The organism is Mesorhizobium sp. WSM4844 (assembly GCF_055811775.1).
This window is the reverse complement of sequence record NZ_JBVVQB010000019.1, coordinates 72,725-96,133: the sequence shown is the minus strand read 5'-3', so window position 1 is coordinate 96,133 and position 23,409 is coordinate 72,725. Positions and strand designations below refer to the sequence as shown.

The following is a 23,409-nucleotide window of genomic DNA, read 5'->3' as shown; positions in this document are numbered from 1 at the left end:
CCGCATCAGCGCGTGCGCCGCAGGCGGATATAGAGCGCGCCCGAGCCGCCATGCTTGCGGGCGGCGTGGTCGTGGCTGGAGACCAGCGGTCTGAATGCGGGTGTCGACAGCCAGGCCGGCACGGCGCGCCGCAAGATGCCGTCGCCGCCGGACGAGGAGCCCTTGCCGGTGATCACCAGCACATAGCGGATGCCGCCGGCATGCGCCCGATGCAGGAAGGAGAACAAAAGCGAATAGGCTTCGTCCTGGCTCAGGCCGTGCAGATCGACGCGGCCTTCGATCGGCAGCCGGCCCTTCGACAGTTTTTCCAGCGTCGGCTCGTCGAGCGCATGCGAAACATGCTGCGTCCTGGCTTTCGTGGCCGCAGCAAGAGCCATCGCCTGGTCACGCAGCATTGGCTTGGTGTCATCAGCGATGTCCGGGCCAATATCCGGGATGTCGACGGCGGCCTTGCCCTTCAGCGGCTTGGCGGTGCGCGCCACCAGGTTCCACAGGACCCGGTCGTCCTCGCTCAGCCTGTCGATGCGCCGGGTCATCGGCCCGCTCCCGGCACAAGCCGACGCGGGATCAGCGCGTAGAAATCGGCGGGGTTGCGGACAACGCCGGCGATCTCGCCGGCCGCATCTCCCGTACCAGTGAACAAATCGCCACGCGCCTGGCCGGTGATCGCCGAGCCGGTGTCCTGCGCGATCATCAGCCGCCGGAACGGCTTGTTGTCGAAAGCGGCCAGCGACGGCCCATCGATGTAGAACGGCGTGCCGAATGTATGCAGCAGACGGTCGACAGCGACGGAGCGGCCCGGCGTCAGCGGCACCTTTGCGGCAGCGATCGGCCCGAGTTCCGGGTCGTCGGCCGCCGCCGCCTCGCTGGCGGAAATCTCGCGGAAAAAAATATAGGAGCGGTTGCGCCACAGGATCTCGTCGATGCGTTGCGGATGCGCCTTGAACCAGGCGCGGACCGACTGCATGGTCACCGCTTCCAGCGGGATTTCGCCTAGCTCACTCAGGATCTTGCCCGGTCCGGTAAAGCGCTGGCCGGATTTGGCGGCATAGGTGACGCGGCAAAGCCGGCCGTCGGTCATGGTGAGCCGCGCAGAACCCTGTACGTGGACGAAGAAGGCATCGACCTTGTCGGCGAGCCAGGCGATTTCCAAACCCTTGCCAGCCAAATCCTTGACGAGCGCGCCGCGCTCGATCTCGCCGCGGTCGAAATACTCGACCGGTCCGTCCGGCGTGGCGCGGCCGAAGGCGAGATAGGGATCCATACCGACCGGCCGGTTGGCGTCGTCGATGTCGACGAGATCGGCCGGACGTGACAGCAGCGGCACCGTAAATCGTTCGGTTCGCACCGGCGAAGCGTCGACCACCGGTTCATAGAAGCCGGTGACGAGGCCGGCGCCGCCGCTTTCCGCCGCTATGTGCGCCGGGATGAAATGCCGCTCGAAGAAGGCGCGGGCTTCGCGCCGGTCGGTTGGCGACACGGTGCGGGCTGCAGCATAGGCCTCGGCGAAGGCATTGAAGTCGACACCGAGCCCGCCGGAGCGATAGGGTTTCGCCAGGACATGAAAAGCCGAACGCCGGAAAGCGGCGAACGCAGCCAAATGGTCGTCCTTGTCCCAGCCGGGCAGATCGTCAAAGGATTTTTCGCGGAACGCCTGAGAAAGCGACACGACAGACCCCGCCGTGGTCCGGGCTCAGTCTTCTTCTTCGGTGGCGACGAGCTTCCAGTTCGGGTCGCGCGAGCGCGTATCGCGGGCGAAGGTCCAGACGTCCTTGACCTCGGCGACGGTTTCGGGATCGCCGTCGATGACGGCGCCGGCCTTGTCGCGCGTTGCCGAAATCAGTTCGCTGACGATGCGCAGCGTGATATGCGCCTCGCTGCCCTTCATCTCGGCGGAAACGATGTCGGCCTTGTCGATGCCGACGAAGGAGGACTGGATCTTTTCCGACTTCGCCTCGCGGTCGCCGATCGCCGCGACAAAGCCGTCATAGACCTCGCGCGACAACAGGTTCTTCAGCGTCTTGCGATCGCCATCGGCATAGGCCATGACGATCATCTCATAGGCCATCTTGGCGCCGTCGACGAAGGTCTTGGGGTCGAATGCCGGATCATTGTCCTTGATCGTGCGCAGGCCCTTGTTGAGATCGGTGTCAGGCTTGGCGAAGGCGTCGATCGCCGCATAGGCGTCGATTGCCGGCTCTCCCGGCGCTCGCTTGCGCGGCAGCGAGACCACATTCTCGGGTTTTTGGGCGTCGTCGCGGGTGCGGCCCGCCGTATAGGGATCGAACGGCGGGCGCTCGCTGCCGGTGCGGCGGCCGAGCACATTGCGCAGCTGGAAAAAGATCACAACCGCCGCAACCAGAAAGAAAATCGTGCCGAAGTCGAAGAATCCCATATCTTCCGCCAATCAATCCCTACTCCGGCCGGACCGCCCGGCCAGGCAATGGCTGCGGTCGCATAGCGTTCAACATCCAAAGCATATAGAACGCAAGCTGCAATCATTCAAATTAAAGGCAGCCATACCTATCTAAAAGGTTCAGTGCCAGCGGCGATTGCCCGCCTGCCGGCAAAACATCGAAACGATCGGTCAAGATTTGCGCATTTCGCTGCTTCCCCTGTTCATCCTCGCGCTTCCGCTGCTGGAGATCGCCGGTTTCGTAGTTGTCGGTCGCCAGGTCGGCGCCCTGGCGACGGTCGGCCTGGTGCTGGCTTCGAGCATCGCCGGCGCGCTGTTGTTGCGATACCAGGGGTTCGGCGTCATGTCCCGGGTCCGTGCCGAAATGGACGCCGGACGTGATCCAAGCCGTCAGCTCGCGCATGGCGCCATGATCGTGCTGGTGGCGATCCTGCTCATCATTCCCGGCTTCATCACTGACATTTTAGCCATTCTGCTGCTGCTGCCGCCGGTCCGCGACCTAGCCTGGCGCCGGCTGAAAGGCCGCATCGTAATGGCCACCAGTTTCGGCACCGGCGGATTCCGGGCCCGGCAACGCGACAAGACCATCGACCTCGACGACAGCGACTATTCGCGCGGCGACGAGCACGGCCCGGATCCCAATTCCCCCTGGCGCCGCCTCAAGGACGAGTAGCCCGGCGCAGCTCTCCCTTCTCCTCTTGTGGGAGAAGGGAAAGCAAAGCGCGCAAACCTTGTCTTGTCATGCCGGCCATGGTAGCGAACGCCCGATTTCAATCCGGTCAGCAACGCTGCCGAGGCAAAAGGACAAAGGCTTATGGCCAGCAAAGACGACGCGCCGACCGGCGCGGCCAGTGGCAACGGCGACGCGACGCAGCCTTCACTCAACGTGCTTGCCCAATATGTGAAAGACCTTTCCTTCGAAAGCCCCGGCGCGCCGAATTCGCTGCGCGGCCGCGACAAGGCTCCCGGCATCGCCATCAACGTCAATGTCAACGCCAACCCGCTTTCGGACAAGCAGTTCGACGTCAATCTGACGCTGAACGCCAAGGCGTCCTTCGACAAGGAAGTGCTGTTCAACGTCGAGCTGGTCTATGGCGGCGTGTTCGCCATCAGCGGCTTCCCGCAGGAGCACATGCTGCCGTTGCTGTTCATCGAATGCCCGCGGCTGCTGTTCCCGTTCGCCAGGCAGATCATCGCCGAGGCGACGCGCAATGGCGGCTTCCCGCCGCTGATGCTCGATCCGATCGATTTCGCGCAGATGTTCCAGCAGAAGCTGGCCGAGGACCAGGCCGCCAGCAACGTCAAGGCGAGCTGAGAAGGCTGCAGAGCAGACATTGAAAAACCCGGCGCGAAGCCGGGTTTTTTTCTTTGGGACGCCGGCGGGACAGCGCCCCCGCCAAAATCGCTATGCCGCAGAACTCGCTTCCCGAGCGACGCGCAGCCAGAGCGCCTTTTCGCCTAATGTGCCAACCATGCTCGCGTGCGCGGCGCGCTCTGCTTCGGTCAGGCGAGACGGCAGCGCTATCGGCCGCGCGGCGATGCTGATGTCGATGTCGTCGACGTTTCTCCTGCCGCCGGCCGGCGCCGTGGCGCTGTCGAGGATGAGCGCCGCCTGCTTGCCGCCGATGAGCTCGATATAGACCTCGGCCAGCAATTCCGAATCGAGCAGCGCGCCGTGCTTGGTGCGGCGGGCATTGTCGATGCCGTAGCGCCGGCACAGCGCGTCCAGCGAATTGGGCCCCATCGGATGCTTGCGGCGCGCCAGCGCCAGCGTGTCGACGACAATTCCGGGGTCAACGACCGGGTGGCCAAGCCGGCCGAATTCGACATTGAGGAAGGCGATGTCGAAGGTCGCATTGTGGGCGACCAGCTTGGCGCCGTCGATGAAGGCAAGGAACTCCTCGGCGATGTCGCTGAAGGTCGGCTTGCCCATCAGGTCGGCGGCGCTGATGCCATGAACGGCCTGTGCCTCGGCATGGATCGATCGTCCCTGCGGATTGATATAGTGGTGGAAGGTGCGGCCGGTCGGGAAACGGTTGACCAGCTCGATGCAGCCAAGCTCGATGACGCGGTCGTCGCGGAAATCGAGGCCGGTGGTTTCCGTATCGAAGATGATCTCGCGCATCGAATCAGTCCGTTGGGTCCGGCGTTAGTCCAGCCGAATCATGATGGGAACAAATTGGCAACATATTACGCCGGGCGCAAGCGCCGTTAAGCAGGCTTGCCGGCTTTATCCCCGACCAGTTTCGCGACGATCGCATTGACCGCCGCGCGCGCCGCATCAAAACCTTGTCCGGTGTCGATGACGAAATCGGCGCGCTCACGCTTTTCGGCGTCGGGAACCTGCCTGGCCAGGATCGACGCCAGTTTCTCCTCGCTCATGCCCGGCCGCGCCAGCACGCGGGCGCGCTGGGTGTCGGGCGACGCGGTGACGACCACGACCTTGTCGACACGGTCGCGGCCGCCGGTTTCGAACAGCAGCGGGATGTCGAGAACGACAAGCGGCGCGCCGGCGGCCCGGTGTCTGGCCAGGAAAGCGTCGGCGTCGGCGCGGACCAGCGGGTGGATGATCGCTTCCAGCCGTTTCAGTGCGGCTGCATCGCCGAGCACCCGCTCGGCCAGCCTGGTGCGATCGACCGAGCCGGAATTCGTCGTTCCGGGAAACGCCGCCTCGACCAGCGGAGCCGCCTTGCCGGCGTAGAGGCGATGCACCGCCTCGTCCGAATCGTGGACAGGCACGCCGGCCTCGGCAAACATCTTGGCCGTCGTCGACTTGCCCATGCCGATCGATCCGGTGAGGCCGAGCACGATCATGTTTTTTACTCCCTGGCGCCGAGATCGGCGACGATCATCTGCCGCAATTCGGCAGTGACCTCGGGCCTGATGCCGAACCAGCGCTCGAAGCCGGGCACCGCCTGGTGCAGCAGCATGCCGAGCCCGTCGACGGCTTTCAGGCCGCGCGCCTTGGCGGCGGCCAGCAACGGCGTTTCCAGCGGCACATAGACAATGTCGGTGACGATGGCATGGTCCGGCAACCTGGCCGGATCGGCGGACAGGCCTTCATTGCCGTGCATGCCGAGCGCTGACGTGTTGACCAGCAGGCCGGCATCGGCAAGCAGGTCGTCGGTCGCCGCCGTGCCGTGGGCCGAGACCCCGGCGCCGAAGCGGTGGCGCAGCTCCTCGGCTCGGGCGAGCGTCCGGTTGACGATGCGGATGTCACTGATGCCGCGCTGCTTGAGCGCATGGATGACCGCGCGGGCGGCGCCGCCGGCGCCAAGCACCACCGCTGGGCCGTTTGCGGCCCAGCCCGTCGCATGCTCGTCGAGATTGGCGGAAAAGCCATGGGCGTCGGTGTTGCCGCCGTACAAAATTCCGCCCTCGAGCCACAGCGTGTTGACGGCGCCGATCTGTTCGGCCGCGTCGTCGCGGCGCGCCGCCAGCGCGAAGGCGGCCTCCTTGTGCGGGATGGTGACGTTGCCGCCACGATAGCCATTCGCCTCAAGTGTTTCGACGAATTCGGCAAAAGCCTCCGGCGCAACGTCGATCGCCCGGTAGCTGCCGTCGATGCCGTATTTCGCCAGCCAGTAGGCGTGGATCTTCGGCGACCGCGAATGCGCGACCGGATGACCGGTGACGAAGGCCATTTTCGCGGCCTCAGCCATCGATGGCTCCGAACTCGCGCAGCTTGGCCAGGACAGGCAGAAGCGGCAGGCCAACAATGGTGAAATAGTCGCCCTCTACTCTTTCGAACAGCTGGATGCCCTCGCCTTCGATCTGGTAGGCGCCGACGCTGGACAGCGCCTTGGCGCCGACCCGCGCCAGATGGCGGCCGATGAAGGCCGGATCGAGCTTTCGCATGGTCAGGCTGGCGACGCCGACATGCCGCCACAGAACTGCGCCGTCGCGGGCCAGCACCACGGCGCTGTTGAGTTGATGGGTCCTGCCCGACAGCGCCAGGAGATGGCGGCGGGCGGCTTCCATGTCGGCCGGCTTATGAAACACTTCGTCGCCGAGCGACAGCGTCTGGTCGCAGCCGAGCACCAGGGCGCCGGGCTTTCGTTCGCTGACTTTGGTGGCCTTGGCCTCGGCCAGCACCAGGGCGACGTCCTCTGGCGAGATACCGCTGCCCTGCAAGGGTGCTTCGAGGGCGCGCTCGTCGACTGCCGCCGGAACCGCCTCGACCGGCACGCCGGCATGGACAAGCAACGCCTTGCGGAACGGGCTGCCCGAGGCAAGGATGATTTTTTCGGTCATTTTTATCGCCTGATCTTTCCTTCTCCCCTTGTGGGAGAAGGTGGATTGGCGCGCAGCGCCAAGACGGTTGAGGGGTGTTGGAAGGATCGCCGTCGGTGCCAAGCTGGAACACCCCTCATCCGACCTCGCTTCGCGAGGCCACCTTCTCCCACAAGGAGGGTTTTGCACAGAGATTCTGTTCACGAGACGTCTCAGAATCAGACGCGAACAAACCAGAATCGAAGACGGAACCTTGTTCTTCTGTGCAAAGCCCTCACAAGGGGAGAAGGAAAGGACCGCCCACAGCACAATCGCCCGAAGCCTAGCGCGTCTTTCCGCGCAGGGCAACGATCGCCGCCGCCGTCTCCTCGATCGAGCGGCGGCTGACGTCGATCATCGGCCAGCCGTGCCGGGTGCAGATCTGGCGGGCGTAGGCGAGTTCCTCGCTGATCGCCGCGCGGTCGACATAGTCGGTCGGCTCGTAGGCGCTGGTGTTGCCGAGGATGCGGTTCTGGCGCACCTGCGAGATGCGCTCGGCGGTGGCGATCAGCCCGACGATCAGCGGCTTCGTGGCGTTGACCAGGCTTTCCGGCACCGGCACGCCGATCACGATCGGGATGTTGGCGGTCTTGATGCCGCGATTGGCGAGATAGATGCTGGTCGGCGTCTTCGAGGTGCGCGAAATGCCGACCAGCACAATGTCGGCATCATCCATATTGGCAGGCAGCTGGCCGTCATCATGCTCCATGGTGAAGTTGAGTGCGTCGATGCGGCGGAAATATTCGGCGTCCAGCACATGCTGGGCGCCGACGCGGCGGCCGGCCGGCGTGCCGAGATAGGACTGGAACACGGTCAGCACCGGTTCCAGCACGGAGACGCAAGGCAGGCCCATGGCGGCGCAGCGTTCGTCAATGCCGCGGGCGAGCTTCTGGTCGACGACCGTATAAAGGATGATGCCCGGCTCCTCCTCGATGTCCTCGAACACTTTCGTCACCTGCTTTTCGGTGCGGATGAGTGGGTAGATATGCTCGATGGCGCGCGCATCCTTGTATTGCGCCGAAGCCGCGCGCCCGGCCGCCAGCAGCGTTTCACCGGTGGCATCGGAAATCAGGTGAAGGTGAAAGAAGCTCTGGGGTTTGTTCACAGGGGTACGTTCCAACTTGTGGGCCGATGTGGATAAGGTCGGTCGGAAAGATCGGCCGGTTCGGGGCGACTGTATCAGATGCCGGTTTGTCCACAATTCGATGCGCTGCCGGCTTCGTCGGGCGGCTGGGGACAAGTCCGGGGACGGCCTTTTTTGACTCGGTCTCATCCACAGGGCCATTTTCTCCAGGCGGACGGTAACGCATTGTTCCCAGTCGGGAATTTCCAACTGTCCCCAAACTCCTCCTATCCGGCAGAAGAAGCACGCGACAATATGCTGGCTGGCTTTTTCCGGGGCAAGGCGGGACAGCAGACAACCACCGATACCAACAGACTCTTAGAATCATAAGATTCCTAGAAATAGAATATTTAATTATAGAGAAGCCTGGAGAGGCGAGCGCTGAATGCCCGAAAACCGCATCATGCTGGACGTGTTGAGAGGCAAGACGGTATCTCCGCCGCCGCTCTGGATGATGCGGCAGGCCGGCCGCTATCTGCCGGAGTATCGCGAGACACGCAGGCGGGCCGGATCGTTCCTCGACCTTTGCTATAATCCCGATCTTGCCGTGGAAGTGACACTGCAACCGATCGAGCGTTTCGGCTTCGATGCTTCGATCCTGTTTTCCGATATCCTTGTCGTGCCGCATGCGCTGGGCCGCGACGTGCGCTTCGAGGAGGGCCGTGGGCCGCTGTTGACGCCGATCTCGGCGACGGAGATTGCAGCTCTCGACGGCGAAACGTTTCACGTGAATCTCGAACCGGTCTATGAGACGGTCAGGCGATTGCGGACAAAACTGCCGGATCAAACGACGCTGATCGGCTTCTGCGGCGCGCCGTGGACGGTGGCGACCTATATGATCGCCGGCCACGGCACCTCGGACCAGGCGCCAGCACGGCTGTTTGCCTATCGCGAGCCGGCGGCTTTCCTGCAATTGCTGAAAGTGCTTGCCGATCACTCGGCTGCCTATCTGATCCGACAGATCGAAGCCGGCGCCGATGTGGTGCAGATCTTTGACTCGTGGTCCGGCGTGCTCGACGAAGTTTCTTTCGAGGCGTTTTGCGCCAGGCCGGTGGCGGAGATCGTCAGGCAGGTCCGGGCCGTCCATCCCGACATTCCGATCATCGGCTTTCCCAAGGGCGCCGGCGCCCATTACCGCAGCTATCGCCAAAAAACCGGCGTGACCGGGCTGGGGCTCGACTGGACCGTGCCGTTGACGACGGCGAAGGAACTGCAGCGCGACGGCGCTGTGCAGGGCAATCTCGATCCGTTGCGGCTGGTGGCCGGCGGCAAGGCGCTTTCTGACGGTGTCGACGCAATCCTGGAAGCACTGGGCGATCGACCGCTAATCTTCAATCTCGGCCATGGCATCACGCCGGAAACGCCGATCGCGCATGTCGAGGCGATGGTGAAACTGGTGCGGGCGCATCGATGACCGACATGAACAACGCCAACAGTGGTGCGGGCAGCAGCGGTGGTGCAGCGATGCGTCGAGCAGCGATCGCCATCGTCATCTTCCTCGTCCTGGCGGCGCTTCTGTTCCAGTTCGGGCCGGATGATTTCTATCCCTGGGCAAAGGCGATCCATGTCATCGCCGTCATCTCCTGGATGGCGGGCATGCTCTATCTGCCGCGGCTGCTGGTTTATCATGCCGATGCGGAAAAGGGCTCCGTCCAGTCGGAGACCTTCAAGGTGATGGAGCGCCGGCTGCTGCGCGGCATCATCAATCCGGCCATGATCATCACCTGGGCGTTCGGCCTCTGGCTGGCCTGGAAAGGCTTTGGTTTTCAGGGTGGCTGGCTGCATGCCAAGATCGCCGCGGTGCTCGGGCTCTCGGCGGTTCATGGCTATCTGGCCGGCGCGGTACGCAGATTCGCCGAGGACCGCAACGAAAAGCCGGCTCGGCACTGGCGGCTCGTCAATGAGATCCCCACATTGCTGATGATCGTCATCGTCGTGCTGGTCATCGTGAAGCCATTTTGACGATTTGTGTCTGTTTCGGGCGTTTGCGCTGCCCCTCACCTGCCTGCCGGCATTCTCTCCCCGTATAGTGACGGGGAGAAGGTCCCGGCAGGGGGTTGAGGGGCGGTCCCGAGATTCGCAATTGATCGCTTCCAAGCGGCTTGCTCTTTCAGTCGACCAACGATAAAAGACGGGTCTTCCTTCCCGTCATGCGCCGCCCCATTCATCGCTTCGGCCGCGCCCGGCATTTGTCGCATCCCGCCGATATTTTCCCCATACTTACTCACTCAGAGTCCGTCTAATGATGCAAGAAATGAAACTCACAGAGTTCAAGAACAAGAAACCGCCAGAGCTGATCGCTTATGCCGAATCGCTCGAGGTCGAGAACGCCAGTGTGATGCGCAAGCAGGAGCTGATGTTCGCGATCCTGAAGCGGCTGGCGACCCAGGATATCGAGATCATCGGTGACGGGGTCGTCGAAGTGCTGCAGGACGGTTTTGGCTTCCTGCGCTCGGCCAATGCCAATTATCTACCGGGTCCGGACGATATCTACATCTCGCCGTCGCAGATCCGCCGGTTCTCGCTGAAGACCGGCGACACCGTCGAAGGCCCGATCCGCAGCCCGAAGGAGGGCGAGCGCTATTTCGCGCTGCTCAAGGTCAACACGATCAATTTCGACGACCCGGAAAAGATCCGCCACAAGATCCATTTCGACAATCTGACGCCGCTTTACCCGACCTCGCGGCTGAAGATGGAAATGGACGTTCCGACCTCGAAGGACATCTCGGCCCGCGTCATCGACCTGGTGGCGCCGCTCGGCAAGGGCCAGCGCGCCCTGATCGTTGCGCAGCCGCGCACCGGCAAGACGGTGCTGTTGCAGAACATTGCCCATTCGATCACCACGAATCATCCCGAATGCTACCTGATCGTGCTGTTGATCGACGAGCGGCCGGAAGAAGTCACCGACATGCAGCGCTCGGTGAAGGGCGAGGTCGTCTCCTCGACCTTCGACGAGCCGGCGGTGCGCCACGTCCAGGTCGCCGAAATGGTGATCGAGAAGGCCAAGCGCCTGGTCGAGCACGGGCGCGACGTCGTCATCCTGCTGGATTCGATCACCCGCCTCGGCCGCGCCTACAACACCGTGGTGCCGTCGTCCGGCAAGGTGCTGACCGGCGGCGTCGACGCCAATGCGCTGCAGCGGCCGAAGCGCTTCTTCGGCGCCGCCCGCAACATCGAGGAAGGCGGCTCGCTGACCATCATCGCCACCGCGCTGATCGACACCGGCAGCCGCATGGACGAGGTCATCTTCGAAGAGTTCAAGGGCACCGGCAACTCGGAAATCGTGCTCGACCGCAAGGTGGCGGACAAGCGCATCTATCCGGCCATGGACATCCTCAAGTCCGGCACCCGCAAGGAAGATCTTTTGGTCGCCCGCCAGGACCTACAAAAAATCTTCGTGCTGCGCCGCATCCTGGCGCCGATGGGCACCACCGACGCCATCGAGTTCCTCATCGACAAGCTCAAGCAGACCAAGACCAACGCGGATTTCTTCGATTCGATGAATACGTAAGGGGCTGGCGCCTCTTGCCTTCTCGCCCTGTGGGAGAAGGTGGATCGGCGCAGCATCCCTCTCCTATCCGCGCCGCAACCGACGCTCGAGTTCCTCGGCGTCAGTTATCACCGGCAAGCAGGCCTGCCCCGTGCACAGCCAGGCGCCGGGCTTGCTCGTTGGCGGCAGAACGCCGCCTGGCAGCATCGGCAGGTTTGTCGCCGATCCGACCGGCACGATCGTGTCGATCCGACGCGGGTCAGGATTTCGATTCGCAACCGGAACAAGCCCCGGATTCTCTGGGCTATCCACCAGCACCAGCTTCAACGGCTCGAGCGCCAAGGCACAGGCGTTGACGATTCCCGCCTGGCCATAGGCTTGACGCGCCGCCCGGCCGGCCGCGTGTTCGGCGATCCTCCAGGTCTTTTCCTGCAATTCGAGATCGCCGGAAAGCGACGACAATCGAACCATGGCCTCGATGACCTGGCCGGTGGCTGAAGGAATGGCCTCGTCGGCATCGCCCCTGATGCGGATCGGCACGTCGCTGCTGTCCGACGCGGTCAGGTAGTAGCCGGTGTTGTTCTCATCGCTATGCCATTGGTCGAACTGCGCGATGAATTGGCCAGCCAGTTCGGCATAAGTCGATGTGCCGGTGGCCTCGAATAGCGAGATCGCGGCGTTGGCCATGGCGGCGTAGTCGCTCGACAGCGCCGGAAACAGCTTCCTTGCGCCAAGCATCGAATGCGGCAGGCGGCCGTCTCGGCCAGCGCTGGCAATGGCAGCAAAGGCCTGTTCCGCCGCCTCGCGATCCGTTTCAGGGCGCGCCCGGCTTCGGCGAGAGCCGCGATCACCAGACCGTTCCAGTCGGTCAGGATTTTTCCGTCACGCCCGGGCCTGACGCGCTGCTCCCTGGCCGCCAGCAGTTTTTCTGTGAGCGGAATGAGCCGGTCGCGATCGGCGACGCTTTGTGTTTGCTGGGCCGCAGTCTGGTGGATGATCGGCTTGCCCTCCCAGCCGTGCGGGCTGGAAAGCGTGACGTATTGGAAAAACAACGCCGATTCGTCACCGAGAGCAGTTTCGATCTCATCCCTGCTCCAGGTGTAGAACAGCCCCTCCTCACCCTGGCTGTCGGCGTCGAGGCTGGCGGCGAAAGCACCGCCATCGATGCGCATCTCGCGCAGCAGCCAGTCGATGATCTCTTCGATTCGTATCCGGAACAATTCATTGCCGGTCGCCGCAAAAGCCCAGTTGCACAGCCGGATGAGCTGCGCGTTGTCGTAGAGCATCTTTTCGAAATGCGGCACCAGCCACTCGGCATCGGTCGAATAGCGGCTAAGACCGCCGCCGACATGGTCATAGATGCCGCCCGCCAGCATCTTTTCGAGGCTGAGCAGGACAGCGTCGCGGTGGGCTGTGGCGCCGTCGCGCAGCCAGGACAGCCACAGCGTCTGCATGAACGGCGCATTGGGGAATTTGGGCGCGCCGCGCAGACCGCCCAGATCCCTGTCGATCATGCCGTCGACGCCGTTGGCGAGTGTCGCGAGCGTGTCGCGGTCGAGCACCGCCTTGGCATGGCTGCCGGCCAGCCGCGCCTCGACATGCGTGGTCAGGCCGGCGGCGCTTTGGTTAACGCTTTCTTTCTTCTCCCGCCACGCCTTGTCGACCGCCTCCAGCACCTGGACGAAACCCGGGCGGCCGTAGCGGGCCTCGCGCGGAAAATAGGTGCCGCCCCAAAAAGGTTTTCCGTCCGGCGTCAAAAACATGGTCAGCGGCCATCCGCCCTGCTCGCCCATCGCCGACAATGCCGCCATATAGATCTGGTCGATGTCCGGCCGCTCTTCGCGATCGACCTTGATATTGACGAACAGACGGTTCATGACGGCGGCGACGTCGCCGTTCTCAAAACTTTCGTGCGCCATGACATGGCACCAGTGGCAGGCGGCGTAGCCGACCGAGAGCAGGATCGGCCGCTCGAGCGCCCTTGCTTCGGCGAGCGATGCCGGCGACCACGCCCGCCAATGCACGGGGTTGCCGCTGTGCTGCTGCAGATAGGGGCTGGCCTCTTCGGCAAGCAGGTTTTTCGCGGGCAACGTCACTGTTGATAACTCGGCAATCTGTTGGTGAACAAGCGAAGCTAGGGCGGTTGTGCTGGGTCGGCAAATGATTTCAGGTAATTCCATTGTTGCCCTGTCGAGCGGCCGCCTGCCCGCCGGGGTTGCCGTGATCCGCATTTCCGGCCCGCAAAGTCGATTCGTCGTAGAAACGATTGCTGGCCCCAAGGTCAAGAACCGTGTTGCCGCCTATCGCCAGTTCAGGGCGCCGGACGGATCGGTGCTCGACAGCGGGCTGGTCGTTTTCTTTGCCGGCCCAAACAGCTTTACCGGCGAGGATGTCGCCGAATTCCACGTCCATGGCGGGCGGGCCGTGGTGGCGAAGATGCTGGAGGTAATCGCCGGCTTCGACGGCGTCAGACATGCAGAGCCGGGCGAGTTCACCCGCCGCGCCTTTCTCAATGGCAAGGTCGATCTGGTCGAGACCGAGGCGCTGGCCGATCTCGTCAATGCCGAAACCGAGGCTCAGCGGCGCTTTGCCGTGCAGAATGCCGAAGGCGCGCAGAGCGAGCTCTACCTCGCCTGGCGCCGTCGGCTGATTCATGCGCGGGCGATGATCGAGGCGGAAATCGATTTTGCTGACGAAGACGATGTGCCCGGTTCCGTTGCAGAGACGGTCTGGTCCGACGTCCGCGACATGACCGGCGAGATCGAGCGTCATGTCCAAGGCTTCCGGGCGGCCGAAATCATCCGTGACGGCTTCGAGGTCGTCATTCTTGGTGCGCCGAATGCCGGCAAATCAAGCCTGTTCAACGCACTGACCCGGCGCGATGCGGCGATCGTCACCGAGGAGCCGGGCACCACCCGCGATCTGCTCGAGGTGGTGCTGGACCTGGAGGGGATGCGCATAAGAGTGACCGATACTGCCGGCCTGCGCGATACGCCCGGCAGAATTGAGGCGATCGGCATCGAAAGGGCGAGGAGCAAGGCCGGCACTGCCGATCTGTTGCTGGTGCTGGAGGATATGGCGGAGCCGGTGCCGATCGGCGCAATACCACCTGATGTCCCGGCCTTGAGGATCGGGACGAAGGCCGATTTGCTGCGGGATGAATCGCTTGTGGCGCGCTACGACGCGGTTATCTCGACCAAGGATGGCACCGGGCTGGCGGAATTGCTGGCCGAGATCGGCCGTCGCGCCGCAGCGCAGGTCGGCCAGGCCGGCGATATCCTGCCGTCGCGGCTGCGGCACGTCGAACTGCTCAACGAGACGAAGTGCTTCTTGCTGGCGGCAGCGGCAGAGGATGGGCGCGGGCAGGAATTGCGGGCAGAGGAATTGCGGCTGGCGGCGGATCGGCTTGGCCGCATTGTTGGAGCGGTCGATGTCGAGGACATGCTGGACGTCATCTTTGCGCAGTTCTGCATCGGCAAATGACTCACGTGAAACATTGCGGGCTGGCCGGCTTTGGATGATTCACGTGAAACACCACGCGATTAGCTCGAAGGCATTGTTTCACGTGAAACGATCCACGGTCCCCGAGACGGGATAGAATTTCAGACTTAGCGCTGCCACTCATTGCCCTGCCGGGCATTTCTCCTCGTATAGTGACGGGAGAAAGACACAACCGTCGACGGTTTCGTTGCAAAAGATCCGTCGTTGATGCGGCTAGCCCGCTTTCTTCCCGTCACTATACGGGGAGCAGGTGCCGGCTTGACACCACGTCCTGACGGGGACATGTGTCGGTCAACCAGAATCTGGAACACTAAAAATGTCCGATCACTATGATGTGGTTGTGGTGGGCGGCGGCCATGCTGGTTGCGAGGCGGCCAGTGCTGCCGCGCGCGCTGGCGCGAAGACTGCCCTGGTGACGCTGCGCTTCGAGACAATCGGCGTCATGTCGTGCAATCCGGCGATCGGTGGCCTCGGCAAGGGCCATCTGGTCCGCGAGATCGACGCCATGGACGGGCTGATGGGGCGCGTCGCCGATGCGGCCGGCATCCAGTTCCGTCTGCTCAACCGCCGCAAGGGCCCGGCAGTTCGTGGGCCGCGCACGCAAGCCGACAGAAAATTCTATCGGCTCGCCATGCAAGCGGCGATTCGCGAACAGGCGGGCCTCGACGTGGTCGAGGGCGAGGTCCTGGATTTCGAGATCGCCAATGAGCGCCTGGCGGCGGTGCTGCTGGCGGATGGCCGCCGGTTTGGCTGCGGAGCCTTGGTGCTGACCACCGGCACTTTCCTGCGCGGGCTGATCCATATCGGCGAGAAGAAGATCGTTGCCGGCCGCATGAACGAGCAGGCCAGCCTCGGCCTGTCGGCGACGATGAGCCGCGCCGGCTTCAGGCTCGGACGGCTGAAGACTGGCACGCCGCCGCGGCTGGACGGACGCACGATCGATTGGGCGTCGCTGGAGAGCCAGGCGGCGGATGATGAGCCGGTGCCGTTCTCGCTGATGACCGACCGCATCGACAATCCGCAGATCCATTGCGGCATCACGCGCACGACGGCAGCGACGCACGAGCTGATCCGCGCCAATCTGGGCCGGTCGGCGATGTATTCCGGTTCGATCGAAGGGGTGGGGCCGCGTTACTGCCCGTCGATCGAGGACAAGATCGTCAAATTCGGCGATCGCGAAGGCCACCAGATTTTCCTCGAGCCGGAAGGGCTGGACGACGATACCGTCTACCCGAACGGTATTTCGACCTCGCTGCCGCAGGACGTGCAGCTCGACATTCTAAAAACCATTCCGGGCCTTGAACGCGCCACCATGCTGCAGCCCGGCTATGCCATCGAGTACGACCATGTCGACCCGCGCGAGCTCAAGCCGACGCTCGAAACCAAGCGGATCGCCGGTCTTTTCCTGGCCGGGCAGATCAACGGCACCACCGGTTACGAGGAGGCCGGGGCGCAGGGGTTGTTGGCCGGCATCAACGCCGCGCGCAAAACGTCGGCAAGCGATCAGATCGTGCTCAGCCGCACCGAGGCCTATATCGGGGTGATGGTCGACGACCTGACCAGCCGCGGCATCGCCGAACCGTATCGGATGTTCACTTCGCGGGCCGAGTTCCGGCTGTCGCTGCGCGCCGACAATGCCGATGAGCGGCTGACGCCGTTGGCGATGAAGCTCGGGATTGCCTCGCAGGAGCGGATGCAACGGTTTAGCGATATCGTGCAGAACCTTGAAAAGGCGAGGGACCTTGCGCTTGGCTTCACCATGACCCCCAATGAAGCGGCGCGTCATGGGCTGGTGATCAACCGGGACGGGGTACGCCGCTCGGCCTATGAGTTGCTGGCCTATCCCGGCGTCGACGTCGCCTGGCTGGCCAGAATCGCCCCGCAGTTTGCGGGCATTGACAGCAAAACGGCTGAACGCCTTGAAACGGAAGCGAAATATTCGGTCTATCTCGATCGCCAGCAAGCTGACGTCACGCAGATCAGGCATGAAGAGAGCCGATTAATCCCGGCGTCGCTCGATTTTGCTTCCGTTCCGGGCCTGTCCAACGAACTGAAGCAAAAGATCCTGGCGCGCCAGCCGCGCTCGATCGCCGACGCACAGCGTATGGAAGGCATGACGCCGGCGGCACTGGCAATCATTGTCGCGCATGTCCGCAACGCCGAGGCTGCCACGCGAAGGAATGTTGCGTGAGCGCTGCCTCATGGGCGGGCCTGCAATCGGCTGCCGGTCCGGTTTCACGTGAAACATTCGAACGCCTGGTAGAGTTCGAGACGGTCTTTCAGAAATGGAACCGCCGGATAAACCTGGCGGCGCAGTCGACGCAGGGCGACGTCTGGCGCCGCCACATCCTCGACAGCGCGCAGCTGGCACGAATCAAACCAGAGGCGACGCGCTGGCTCGATCTCGGCTCCGGTGGCGGTTTTCCCGGCCTGGTGCTGGCGTTCCTGCTTACCGAGCGCGACGGCGCCAGCATCGACCTGGTTGAAAGCAATCGGAAGAAGGCATCGTTCCTGCAAGCGGTCGTCGGCCAATTCAACCTGCCGGCCAGGGTCGTCGCGCGGCGCATCGACGACGCGTATCCGTTTGTTTCAACACCTCAAATCGTTACCGCCAGAGCGCTGGCGTCACTTCCGGTGTTGCTCGAACTGGCGGCGCCGTGGCTGACGGCTGGCGCCTATGGCCTGTTCCACAAAGGCCGGGATTACCGCACCGAAGTGGCAGAAAGCGCTCAACGATGGTCGTTCGATCTGGTAGAACATGCCAGCGCGACCGACGCTCATGGCGTCATCCTCGAACTGTCTGATTTGCGCCAACTGACTTAGATCGGCGACCTCGGCATGAATTTCTGGCATAGACCCATGATGAAGAATGGCCCCCGAATCATCACCGTAGCCAACCAGAAGGGCGGCGTCGGCAAGACGACGACGGCCATCAATCTGGCGACGGCGCTGGCGGCGATCGGCGAGCGGGTGCTGATCGTCGATCTCGACCCGCAAGGCAATGCCAGCACCGGTCTCGGCATCGACCGGCGCGACCGCACCGTTTCCTCCTATGACGTGCTGACCGGCGAGCTCGATCTGGAGGCGGCGGCGATCCCGACGGCGGTGCCGGGACTGTCGATCGTGCCGTCGACGCTCGACCTGCTCGGCATCGAAATGGAGATCGCCTCGGCGCCGGACCGGGTGCTGCGGCTGCGCAACGCCTTGCGTGCCTCGGCCGAGCGCTCGGCGAATTTTGGCTATGTGCTGATCGATTGCCCGCCGTCGCTCAATCTGCTGACGCTGAACTCGATGGCGGCAGCCGATTCGGTGCTGGTGCCGCTGCAATGCGAGTTCTTTGCGCTCGAGGGCCTGAGCCAGCTTTTGGAGACGGTCGAGCAGGTCCGCCGCTCGATCAATCCTGAGCTGACCATCCAGGGCATCGTGCTGACCATGTTCGACGGGCGCAACAACCTCGCCAACCAGGTGGTGCAGGACGTGCGGGCGCATATGGGCGACAAGGTCTATGAAACCGTCATCCCGCGCAATGTGCGCGTCTCCGAGGCGCCGTCCTACGGCAAGCCGGCGATCCTCTACGACCTCAAATGCTCCGGCAGCCAGGCCTATCTGCAGCTTGCCTCCGAGGTGATCCGCCGCGAGCGCAAACTGCGCGCCGCTTAGAAGCCGAATTGATACCGAAACGATCTGGACAGACGATGAGCGAAGACCTTTCGAGAAAAAGACTGGGCCGGGGACTGGCGGCGCTGATCGGCGAAATCGATCGTCCGGCAGCAGTGGAAAAGCCGGGCATGAATGCCGACGGCAAGGTGCCGATCGAGTTCCTGAGCCCGAACCCAAAGAATCCACGCCGGCATTTCGGCGACGCCGACCTGACCGATCTTGCCCAGTCGATCCGCGAACATGGCGTGGTGCAGCCGGTGGTGGCGCGGCCATCGCCGACGCAAGCTGGCCGCTACGAGATCATCGCCGGCGAGCGGCGCTGGCGCGCGGCGCAGCGCGCCGGGCTGAGCGAGATCCCGATCATCGTGCGCGATGTCAACGATCGCACCGCGCTCGAGCTGGCGATCATCGAAAACGTCCAGCGCACCGACCTCAATCCGGTCGAGGAGGCGATGGGCTACCAGCAGCTGATCGACGATCACGGCTACACCCAGGCCGATCTCGGCCAGGTGATCGGCAAGAGCCGCAGCCATGTCGCCAACACGCTGCGGCTGTTGAAGCTGCCGGACGTGATCCGTGACATGCTGGTCGACGGCGCGCTGTCGGCCGGCCATGCCCGTACATTGGTGACGGCGCAGGATCCGGCGGGCCTGGCCAAGCGCATCGTCGAGGACGGGCTTTCGGTGCGCCAGGCCGAAGCGCTGGCGCAGATGCCGGCGGGTGCGCCGACGGTGAAGCGACAGCCTGCAGCAGCACCGGCACAGAAGGATGTCGATACCCTCGCGCTGGAGAAGCTGATGACCGGCACGCTCGGCATGTTCGTCACGATCGAGCACAACGAGCGCGGCGGCGTGATCAGCGTCGCCTATCGGACGCTGGAGCAGCTCGACGAGCTTTGCCGGCGGCTGAAGAACGAGGGTTGATTAGCCGGCAAAGGGCACCCTATTTGGCAGCGCTTCTGAGCCAATGAATCTTGGCTCGCGCGGGCTTGCCGCTTGTCCTGCAGCGTCTGGCGCCGCGCGCAACCTTGCCTTCTCCCCTTGTGGGAGAAGGTGGATCGGCGCGCAGCGCCGAGACGGATGAGGGGTGTTGGACGGAACTCTGCCGGTGCCAAACTGGAACCCCCCTCATCCGTCGCCTTCGGCGACACCTTCTCCCACAAGGGGAGAAGGGAAGACCCGCCTACCTTTGCGCCAGCCTTGCGCTCTCCACGGCAATGCCGAGCAGCGCCTGTCGGGCCAGCGCGACCGCGAGGTCCGGCCGGCGCCGGGTCTGCAGCACCGCCGTCTGCAGGCGGTTGAGCGCGCGGGCGAGCGCCTGGCTGCTCCAGCGTTCGAGGGCTTTTTCGACCAGCTTGCGCCGCGTGAAAAAAACCGGCGGGCGCGCCGCGGCAACCACCGAAGCGGCGTTGCGGCCGCCGGCGTCCATCAGGCCGCGCATTGCCTGGATCGCCTGCAGCTGCCGCATCGCCGACGACAGCACCAGAAAAGCCTGGCCGCCGGACTGGCAGTGACGGGTGAAGGCTATGTCGAAGTCACCGACCTTACCGTCGAGCAAGGCATCGACGGCGTCATCGAAGGACAGGCCAGAGACGTCGCCCGACGTCGCCTTGACGTCATCGAGGCCGATTTCGCTCTGGCCGTGGGCATAGAGCACCAGCTTTTCGATCTCGCCGCGCGAGGCCAGCCGGTCACCACCGAGGTTGCGGCGCAGCGCCTGGCGGGCTTCCAGCGTCATCGACATGCCGGCCTTGCGCAATTCGTCGTCGATGACCGTATCGATGTCCCGCGCCTCGTCGGCGTAGCACGGCAGCGCCATGGCAATGTCCGCCGCCTCGACAATGGCGCGCAGCCCGACGCCCTTCTTCAGGTCGCCGGCCTCGATCAGGATGATGGCGTCACGCGGCGGCTCCGCGGTCAGCGCCTTGACGTCGTCGGCAAGCGCCTTCTGGCCGGACGCATTGCGCACCCAGAGCAGGCGCCGGTCCGAAAACATCGGCACGGTGCGGGCCTCATCGAGCAGGCGGCCCTCGTCGCGATCGACTTCCGACCCGTCCAGCCTGACCACAGAGAACGGATCGTCGAGCGGCAGGCCGGTCTTGCCGGCAAAGGCGCGGGCGCGCTCGGCGACCAGCCCGCGGTCGGGCCCGTAGAGCAGGACGATCGAGACACGCGGGTCCGGCCGCGCCAACCACGAATCGACCTCGTAACCTTTCTTCTGTGCCATGGGCTATGGGTTAGCATGATGCGGGCGCGGGGTGAACGGTGGTCGCCCCTTTCCTTCTCCCCTTGTGGGGCCCGAAGGGCGGGCGAGGCCCGAGATTCGCCCCGGGGGGTGGATTGGCGCGCAGCGCCAAGACGGGAGAGGGGTGTTGGACGGAGTGCCGTCGGTGCCAGGCTGGAACACCCCTCATCCGACCGATTCGCGGCCACCTTCTCCCACAAGGGGAGAAGGAAAGGCCGCCGCGCGTAGCCTCAATCCGACGCATTGTCCAATCTGGCGGGAAACCCGGCGCAATCATGCGCCAAATTGCGCGCAGAGCCGGAAGATCGACAAGAAATTTCGCTGACATATCTTCATCCTGACAGGTGCTGCTGGCGGCGCGGTGGTTGGCCGGAAGCCTTGCCCGACGAATTGGCACTGGCCTGCCGGTGTGCAAGTATCTTGGCCGGGCAACATGGGAGGACGAAGGTCATGGCCGATGCGGGAATGTTGCGCTTCCATGTGCCGGAGCCCGAGGTGCGGCCGGGCGGGACGCCGGATTTTTCTGATGTGACCATCCCCAAGGCCGGCTCGGTGCCGCGTCCCGAGATCGATGTCGATCCGCGTGATATCCGCGACCTGGCGTTTTCGATCATCCGCGTGCTCAACCGCGCCGGCGAGGCCGTCGGGCCGTGGGCCGGGCTGCTTTCCGACGACGAGTTGCTGGAAGGCCTGCGCCACATGATGACGCTTCGCAGCTTCGACGCGCGCATGCAGATGGCGCAGCGCCAGGGCAAGACCTCCTTTTACATGCAGCACCTCGGCGAAGAGGCGGTGAGCTGCGCCTTTCGCAAGGCGCTGGCGCCGGGCGACATGAACTTTCCGACCTATCGGCAGGCCGGCCTGCTCATCGCCGACGGCTACCCGATGGTCACGATGATGAACCAGATCTATTCGAACGAGGCCGATCCGCTGAAGGGCCGGCAGCTGCCGATCATGTATTCGTCGAAGGAGCACGGGTTCTTCTCGATCTCCGGCAATCTGGCGACGCAATATATCCAGGCGGTCGGCTGGGCGATGGCTTCGGCGATCAGCAATGATTCGAAGATCGCCGCCGCCTGGATCGGCGACGGTTCGACGGCCGAGTCCGACTTTCATTCGGCGCTGGTGTTCGCCTCGACCTACAAGGCGCCGGTCGTGCTCAACGTCGTCAACAACCAGTGGGCGATCTCGACCTTCCAGGGCATCGCCCGCGGCGGCTCCGGCACATTTGCCGCCCGCGGCCTCGGCTTTGGCATTCCGTCGCTTCGGGTCGACGGCAACGATTATCTCGCCGTCCACGCGGTGGCCAAATGGGCGGCGGAGCGGGCGCGGAAAAATCTTGGGCCGACGCTGGTCGAATATGTCACCTATCGCGTCGGGGCGCATTCAAGCTCCGACGATCCGTCGGCCTATCGGCCGAAGGCCGAATCCGACGCCTGGCCGCTCGGCGACCCGATCGTCAGGCTGAAGAACCATCTCATCCAGCGCGGCGTCTGGTCGGACGAGCGCCACACCCAGGCCGAGGCGGAAATCCTCGAAACGGTGATCGCGGCGCAAAGGGAGGCCGAGCGCCACGGCACGCTGCACGCCGGCGGCAAGCCTTCGACGCGCGACATGTTCGAAGGCGTCTATGGTGAGATGCCGCCGCATCTCAGACGCCAGCGCCAGCAGGCGGGGGTCTGACCATGCCAAGACGGACCATGATCGAGGCGATCCGCGACGCCATGGACGTCTCGATGGGGCGCGACGAACGCGTCATTGTGTTCGGCGAGGATGTCGGTTTTTTCGGCGGCGTGTTTCGCTGCACGCAAGGCCTGCAGGCGAAATACGGCAAGAGCCGCTGCTTCGACACGCCGATCAGCGAAGCCGGCATCGTCGGCTCGGCCATCGGCATGGCCGCCTACGGCCTGAAACCCTGCGTCGAGGTGCAATTTGCCGACTATGTTTATCCGGCCTATGACCAGATCGTCTCGGAGGCGGCGCGGCTGCGTTATCGCTCGAACGGCGATTTCACCTGCCCGATCGTGGTGCGGATGCCGACCGGCGGCGGCATTTTTGGTGGCCAGACCCACAGCCAGAGCCCGGAGGCGCTGTTCACCCATGTCTCCGGCCTGAAGGTCGTCGTGCCGTCCAATCCGCATGACGCCAAGGGTCTTCTGATCGCGGCGATAGAGGATCCCGATCCAGTGATCTTCCTGGAGCCGAAGCGGCTCTACAACGGTCCGTTCGATGGCCATCACGAGCGCCCGGTGACGCCATGGTCGAAGCACGAACTCGGCGAGGTCGCCGACGGGCATTACACGGTCCCGCTCGGCAGGGCGGTGATCCGTCGGCCCGGCGCCGCGGTCACCGTGCTGGCCTACGGCACGATGGTCTATGTCGCGCAGGCGGCGGCCGAGGAGACCGGCATCGACGCCGAGATCATCGATCTGAGGACGCTGCTGCCGCTCGATCTCGAGACGATCGTCGACTCGGTCAACAGGACAGGCCGCTGCGTGATCGTGCACGAGGCGACGCTGACATCAGGCTTCGGCGCCGAGCTGTCGGCGCTGATGCAGGAAAACTGCTTCTACCATCTCGAAGCGCCGGTAGTGCGGGTCGCCGGCTGGGACACGCCCTATCCGCATGCGCAGGAATGGGACTATTTTCCCGGTCCGGCCAGGCTCGGCCGCGCGCTCGTCGAAACGATGGAGGCCTGACGAT

At 64.0% G+C, this 23,409-nt stretch carries 21 protein-coding genes and 1 pseudogene; 12 read left to right on the top strand and 10 right to left on the bottom strand.

Annotation, left to right across the window (positions count from 1 at the left end; all coding sequences use genetic code 11):
* Positions 1-5 precede the first annotated feature (5 nt).
* The 3 genes from AC0L2A_RS17270 to AC0L2A_RS17260 are packed head-to-tail and all read right to left on the bottom strand — an operon-like array spanning position 6 to position 2,395.
* On the bottom strand, positions 6-536 hold the full coding sequence (locus tag AC0L2A_RS17270; protein WP_473609803.1) for a Smr/MutS family protein: 531 nt from the start codon (positions 534-536) through the stop codon (positions 6-8).
* On the bottom strand, positions 533-1,669 hold the full coding sequence (gene mltA, locus AC0L2A_RS17265) for a murein transglycosylase A (protein WP_473609801.1): 1,137 nt from the start codon (positions 1,667-1,669) through the stop codon (positions 533-535). The genes AC0L2A_RS17270 and mltA overlap by 4 nt, the downstream gene beginning before the upstream one ends.
* A 24-nt stretch (positions 1,670-1,693) precedes the next feature.
* Positions 1,694-2,395: a Tim44/TimA family putative adaptor protein gene (locus AC0L2A_RS17260; RefSeq protein WP_473511822.1), complete on the bottom strand. Its 702-nt coding sequence runs from the start codon at positions 2,393-2,395 to the stop codon at positions 1,694-1,696.
* Between the two features lie 199 nt (positions 2,396-2,594).
* On the opposite strand from AC0L2A_RS17260, the gene AC0L2A_RS17255 reads away from it, so the two are divergent.
* Both AC0L2A_RS17255 and secB read left to right on the top strand, forming a co-directional pair.
* Positions 2,595-3,089, top strand: a complete 495-nt coding sequence (locus AC0L2A_RS17255) for an FxsA family protein (protein WP_473609800.1) — start codon at positions 2,595-2,597, stop codon at positions 3,087-3,089.
* 141 nt (positions 3,090-3,230) lie between these two features.
* Positions 3,231-3,731 carry a protein-export chaperone SecB gene (gene secB, locus AC0L2A_RS17250; protein WP_473609799.1) on the top strand — a complete coding sequence of 167 codons (501 nt, stop codon included), beginning with the start codon at positions 3,231-3,233 and terminating at the stop codon, positions 3,729-3,731.
* Positions 3,732-3,821: 90 nt separating this feature from the next.
* Here secB and dnaQ read toward each other — a convergent pair whose 3' ends face one another.
* From dnaQ to AC0L2A_RS17225, 5 genes are all read right to left on the bottom strand, one after another.
* Complete coding sequence (gene dnaQ / locus AC0L2A_RS17245; RefSeq protein ID WP_473609797.1) at positions 3,822-4,541, bottom strand: DNA polymerase III subunit epsilon; 720 nt, start codon at positions 4,539-4,541, stop codon at positions 3,822-3,824.
* A gap of 86 nt (positions 4,542-4,627) precedes the next feature.
* Entirely contained in the window at positions 4,628-5,230 is a 603-nt protein-coding gene (gene coaE, locus AC0L2A_RS17240; RefSeq protein ID WP_473609796.1) for a dephospho-CoA kinase, read from the bottom strand.
* 5 nt (positions 5,231-5,235) lie between these two features.
* Positions 5,236-6,078 carry a shikimate dehydrogenase gene (locus AC0L2A_RS17235; protein WP_473609795.1) on the bottom strand — a complete coding sequence of 281 codons (843 nt, stop codon included), beginning with the start codon at positions 6,076-6,078 and terminating at the stop codon, positions 5,236-5,238.
* Positions 6,071-6,670: a Maf-like protein gene (locus tag AC0L2A_RS17230; protein ID WP_473609793.1), complete on the bottom strand. Its 600-nt coding sequence runs from the start codon at positions 6,668-6,670 to the stop codon at positions 6,071-6,073. Before AC0L2A_RS17230 ends, AC0L2A_RS17235 begins: the two co-directional genes overlap by 8 nt.
* A 301-nt stretch (positions 6,671-6,971) precedes the next feature.
* Entirely contained in the window at positions 6,972-7,793 is an 822-nt protein-coding gene (locus AC0L2A_RS17225) for a pyruvate, water dikinase regulatory protein (RefSeq protein WP_023802686.1), read from the bottom strand.
* A gap of 403 nt (positions 7,794-8,196) precedes the next feature.
* Between AC0L2A_RS17225 and hemE the strand changes: the two genes are divergently transcribed.
* The 3 genes from hemE to rho all read left to right on the top strand — a co-directional run bounded on the left by hemE (position 8,197) and on the right by rho (position 11,322).
* Complete coding sequence (hemE, locus tag AC0L2A_RS17220) at positions 8,197-9,225, top strand: uroporphyrinogen decarboxylase (RefSeq protein WP_473609792.1); 1,029 nt, start codon at positions 8,197-8,199, stop codon at positions 9,223-9,225.
* A complete protein-coding gene (gene hemJ / locus AC0L2A_RS17215) occupies positions 9,222-9,773 on the top strand; it encodes a protoporphyrinogen oxidase HemJ (protein WP_473609791.1) in 552 nt (183 codons plus the stop codon). Before hemE ends, hemJ begins: the two co-directional genes overlap by 4 nt.
* A gap of 283 nt (positions 9,774-10,056) precedes the next feature.
* Positions 10,057-11,322, top strand: coding sequence for a transcription termination factor Rho (rho, locus tag AC0L2A_RS17210; RefSeq protein WP_027153631.1), 1,266 nt, complete (start codon positions 10,057-10,059; stop codon positions 11,320-11,322).
* Between the two features lie 63 nt (positions 11,323-11,385).
* On the opposite strand, the pseudogene AC0L2A_RS17205 reads toward rho, so the two are convergent.
* Positions 11,386-13,397: pseudogene (locus AC0L2A_RS17205) on the bottom strand (thioredoxin domain-containing protein).
* A 64-nt stretch (positions 13,398-13,461) separates the two neighbouring features.
* Between AC0L2A_RS17205 and mnmE the strand changes: the two are divergent.
* The 5 genes from mnmE (at position 13,462) to AC0L2A_RS17180 (ending at position 19,385) form a co-directional block, all read left to right on the top strand.
* Positions 13,462-14,784 (top strand): tRNA uridine-5-carboxymethylaminomethyl(34) synthesis GTPase MnmE, encoded by a 1,323-nt coding sequence (gene mnmE, locus AC0L2A_RS17200; RefSeq protein WP_473609789.1) that lies wholly within the window; start codon positions 13,462-13,464, stop codon positions 14,782-14,784.
* Between the two features lie 334 nt (positions 14,785-15,118).
* Complete coding sequence (gene mnmG, locus AC0L2A_RS17195) at positions 15,119-16,993, top strand: tRNA uridine-5-carboxymethylaminomethyl(34) synthesis enzyme MnmG (RefSeq protein ID WP_473609788.1); 1,875 nt, start codon at positions 15,119-15,121, stop codon at positions 16,991-16,993.
* Positions 16,990-17,625 carry a 16S rRNA (guanine(527)-N(7))-methyltransferase RsmG gene (gene rsmG / locus AC0L2A_RS17190; RefSeq protein WP_473609786.1) on the top strand — a complete coding sequence of 212 codons (636 nt, stop codon included), beginning with the start codon at positions 16,990-16,992 and terminating at the stop codon, positions 17,623-17,625. The genes mnmG and rsmG overlap by 4 nt, the downstream gene beginning before the upstream one ends.
* Positions 17,626-17,661: 36 nt before the next feature.
* Complete coding sequence (locus tag AC0L2A_RS17185) at positions 17,662-18,462, top strand: ParA family protein (protein WP_084646769.1); 801 nt, start codon at positions 17,662-17,664, stop codon at positions 18,460-18,462.
* Positions 18,463-18,497: 35 nt separating this feature from the next.
* On the top strand, positions 18,498-19,385 hold the full coding sequence (locus AC0L2A_RS17180; RefSeq protein WP_091592076.1) for a ParB/RepB/Spo0J family partition protein: 888 nt from the start codon (positions 18,498-18,500) through the stop codon (positions 19,383-19,385).
* A gap of 259 nt (positions 19,386-19,644) precedes the next feature.
* Here the strand turns inward: AC0L2A_RS17180 and holA are convergent, their stop codons facing one another.
* Positions 19,645-20,688 (bottom strand): DNA polymerase III subunit delta, encoded by a 1,044-nt coding sequence (gene holA / locus AC0L2A_RS17175; protein WP_473609785.1) that lies wholly within the window; start codon positions 20,686-20,688, stop codon positions 19,645-19,647.
* 468 nt (positions 20,689-21,156) lie between these two features.
* Here holA and AC0L2A_RS17170 point away from each other — a divergent pair, with 468 nt between their 5' ends.
* Together AC0L2A_RS17170 and AC0L2A_RS17165 are read left to right on the top strand one after the other, a co-directional pair.
* On the top strand, positions 21,157-22,389 hold the full coding sequence (locus tag AC0L2A_RS17170; protein ID WP_128176560.1) for a 3-methyl-2-oxobutanoate dehydrogenase (2-methylpropanoyl-transferring) subunit alpha: 1,233 nt from the start codon (positions 21,157-21,159) through the stop codon (positions 22,387-22,389).
* A gap of 2 nt (positions 22,390-22,391) precedes the next feature.
* On the top strand, positions 22,392-23,405 hold the full coding sequence (locus AC0L2A_RS17165) for an alpha-ketoacid dehydrogenase subunit beta (RefSeq protein ID WP_473609784.1): 1,014 nt from the start codon (positions 22,392-22,394) through the stop codon (positions 23,403-23,405).
* The last annotated feature ends 4 nt before the right edge of the window (positions 23,406-23,409 follow it).

Excerpts from the sequence above, each read along its gene's own strand:
- AC0L2A_RS17270 (WP_473609803.1), bottom strand. The coding sequence starts at position 536 with ATGACCCGGCGCATCGACAGGCTGAGCGAGGACGACCGGGTCCTGTGG.
- AC0L2A_RS17260 (WP_473511822.1), bottom strand. The coding sequence starts at position 2,395 with ATGGGATTCTTCGACTTCGGCACGATTTTCTTTCTGGTTGCGGCGGTT.
- secB (WP_473609799.1), top strand. The coding sequence starts at position 3,231 with ATGGCCAGCAAAGACGACGCGCCGACCGGCGCGGCCAGTGGCAACGGC.
- dnaQ (WP_473609797.1), bottom strand. The coding sequence starts at position 4,541 with ATGCGCGAGATCATCTTCGATACGGAAACCACCGGCCTCGATTTCCGC.
- coaE (WP_473609796.1), bottom strand. The coding sequence starts at position 5,230 with ATGATCGTGCTCGGCCTCACCGGATCGATCGGCATGGGCAAGTCGACG.
- AC0L2A_RS17235 (WP_473609795.1), bottom strand. The coding sequence starts at position 6,078 with ATGGCTGAGGCCGCGAAAATGGCCTTCGTCACCGGTCATCCGGTCGCG.
- AC0L2A_RS17230 (WP_473609793.1), bottom strand. The coding sequence starts at position 6,670 with ATGACCGAAAAAATCATCCTTGCCTCGGGCAGCCCGTTCCGCAAGGCG.
- hemE (WP_473609792.1), top strand. The coding sequence starts at position 8,197 with ATGCCCGAAAACCGCATCATGCTGGACGTGTTGAGAGGCAAGACGGTA.
- hemJ (WP_473609791.1), top strand. The coding sequence starts at position 9,222 with ATGACCGACATGAACAACGCCAACAGTGGTGCGGGCAGCAGCGGTGGT.
- rho (WP_027153631.1), top strand. The coding sequence starts at position 10,057 with ATGCAAGAAATGAAACTCACAGAGTTCAAGAACAAGAAACCGCCAGAG.
- mnmE (WP_473609789.1), top strand. The coding sequence starts at position 13,462 with ATGATTTCAGGTAATTCCATTGTTGCCCTGTCGAGCGGCCGCCTGCCC.
- mnmG (WP_473609788.1), top strand. The coding sequence starts at position 15,119 with ATGTCCGATCACTATGATGTGGTTGTGGTGGGCGGCGGCCATGCTGGT.
- AC0L2A_RS17185 (WP_084646769.1), top strand. The coding sequence starts at position 17,662 with ATGATGAAGAATGGCCCCCGAATCATCACCGTAGCCAACCAGAAGGGC.
- AC0L2A_RS17180 (WP_091592076.1), top strand. The coding sequence starts at position 18,498 with ATGAGCGAAGACCTTTCGAGAAAAAGACTGGGCCGGGGACTGGCGGCG.
- holA (WP_473609785.1), bottom strand. The coding sequence starts at position 20,688 with ATGGCACAGAAGAAAGGTTACGAGGTCGATTCGTGGTTGGCGCGGCCG.
- AC0L2A_RS17170 (WP_128176560.1), top strand. The coding sequence starts at position 21,157 with ATGGCCGATGCGGGAATGTTGCGCTTCCATGTGCCGGAGCCCGAGGTG.
- AC0L2A_RS17165 (WP_473609784.1), top strand. The coding sequence starts at position 22,392 with ATGCCAAGACGGACCATGATCGAGGCGATCCGCGACGCCATGGACGTC.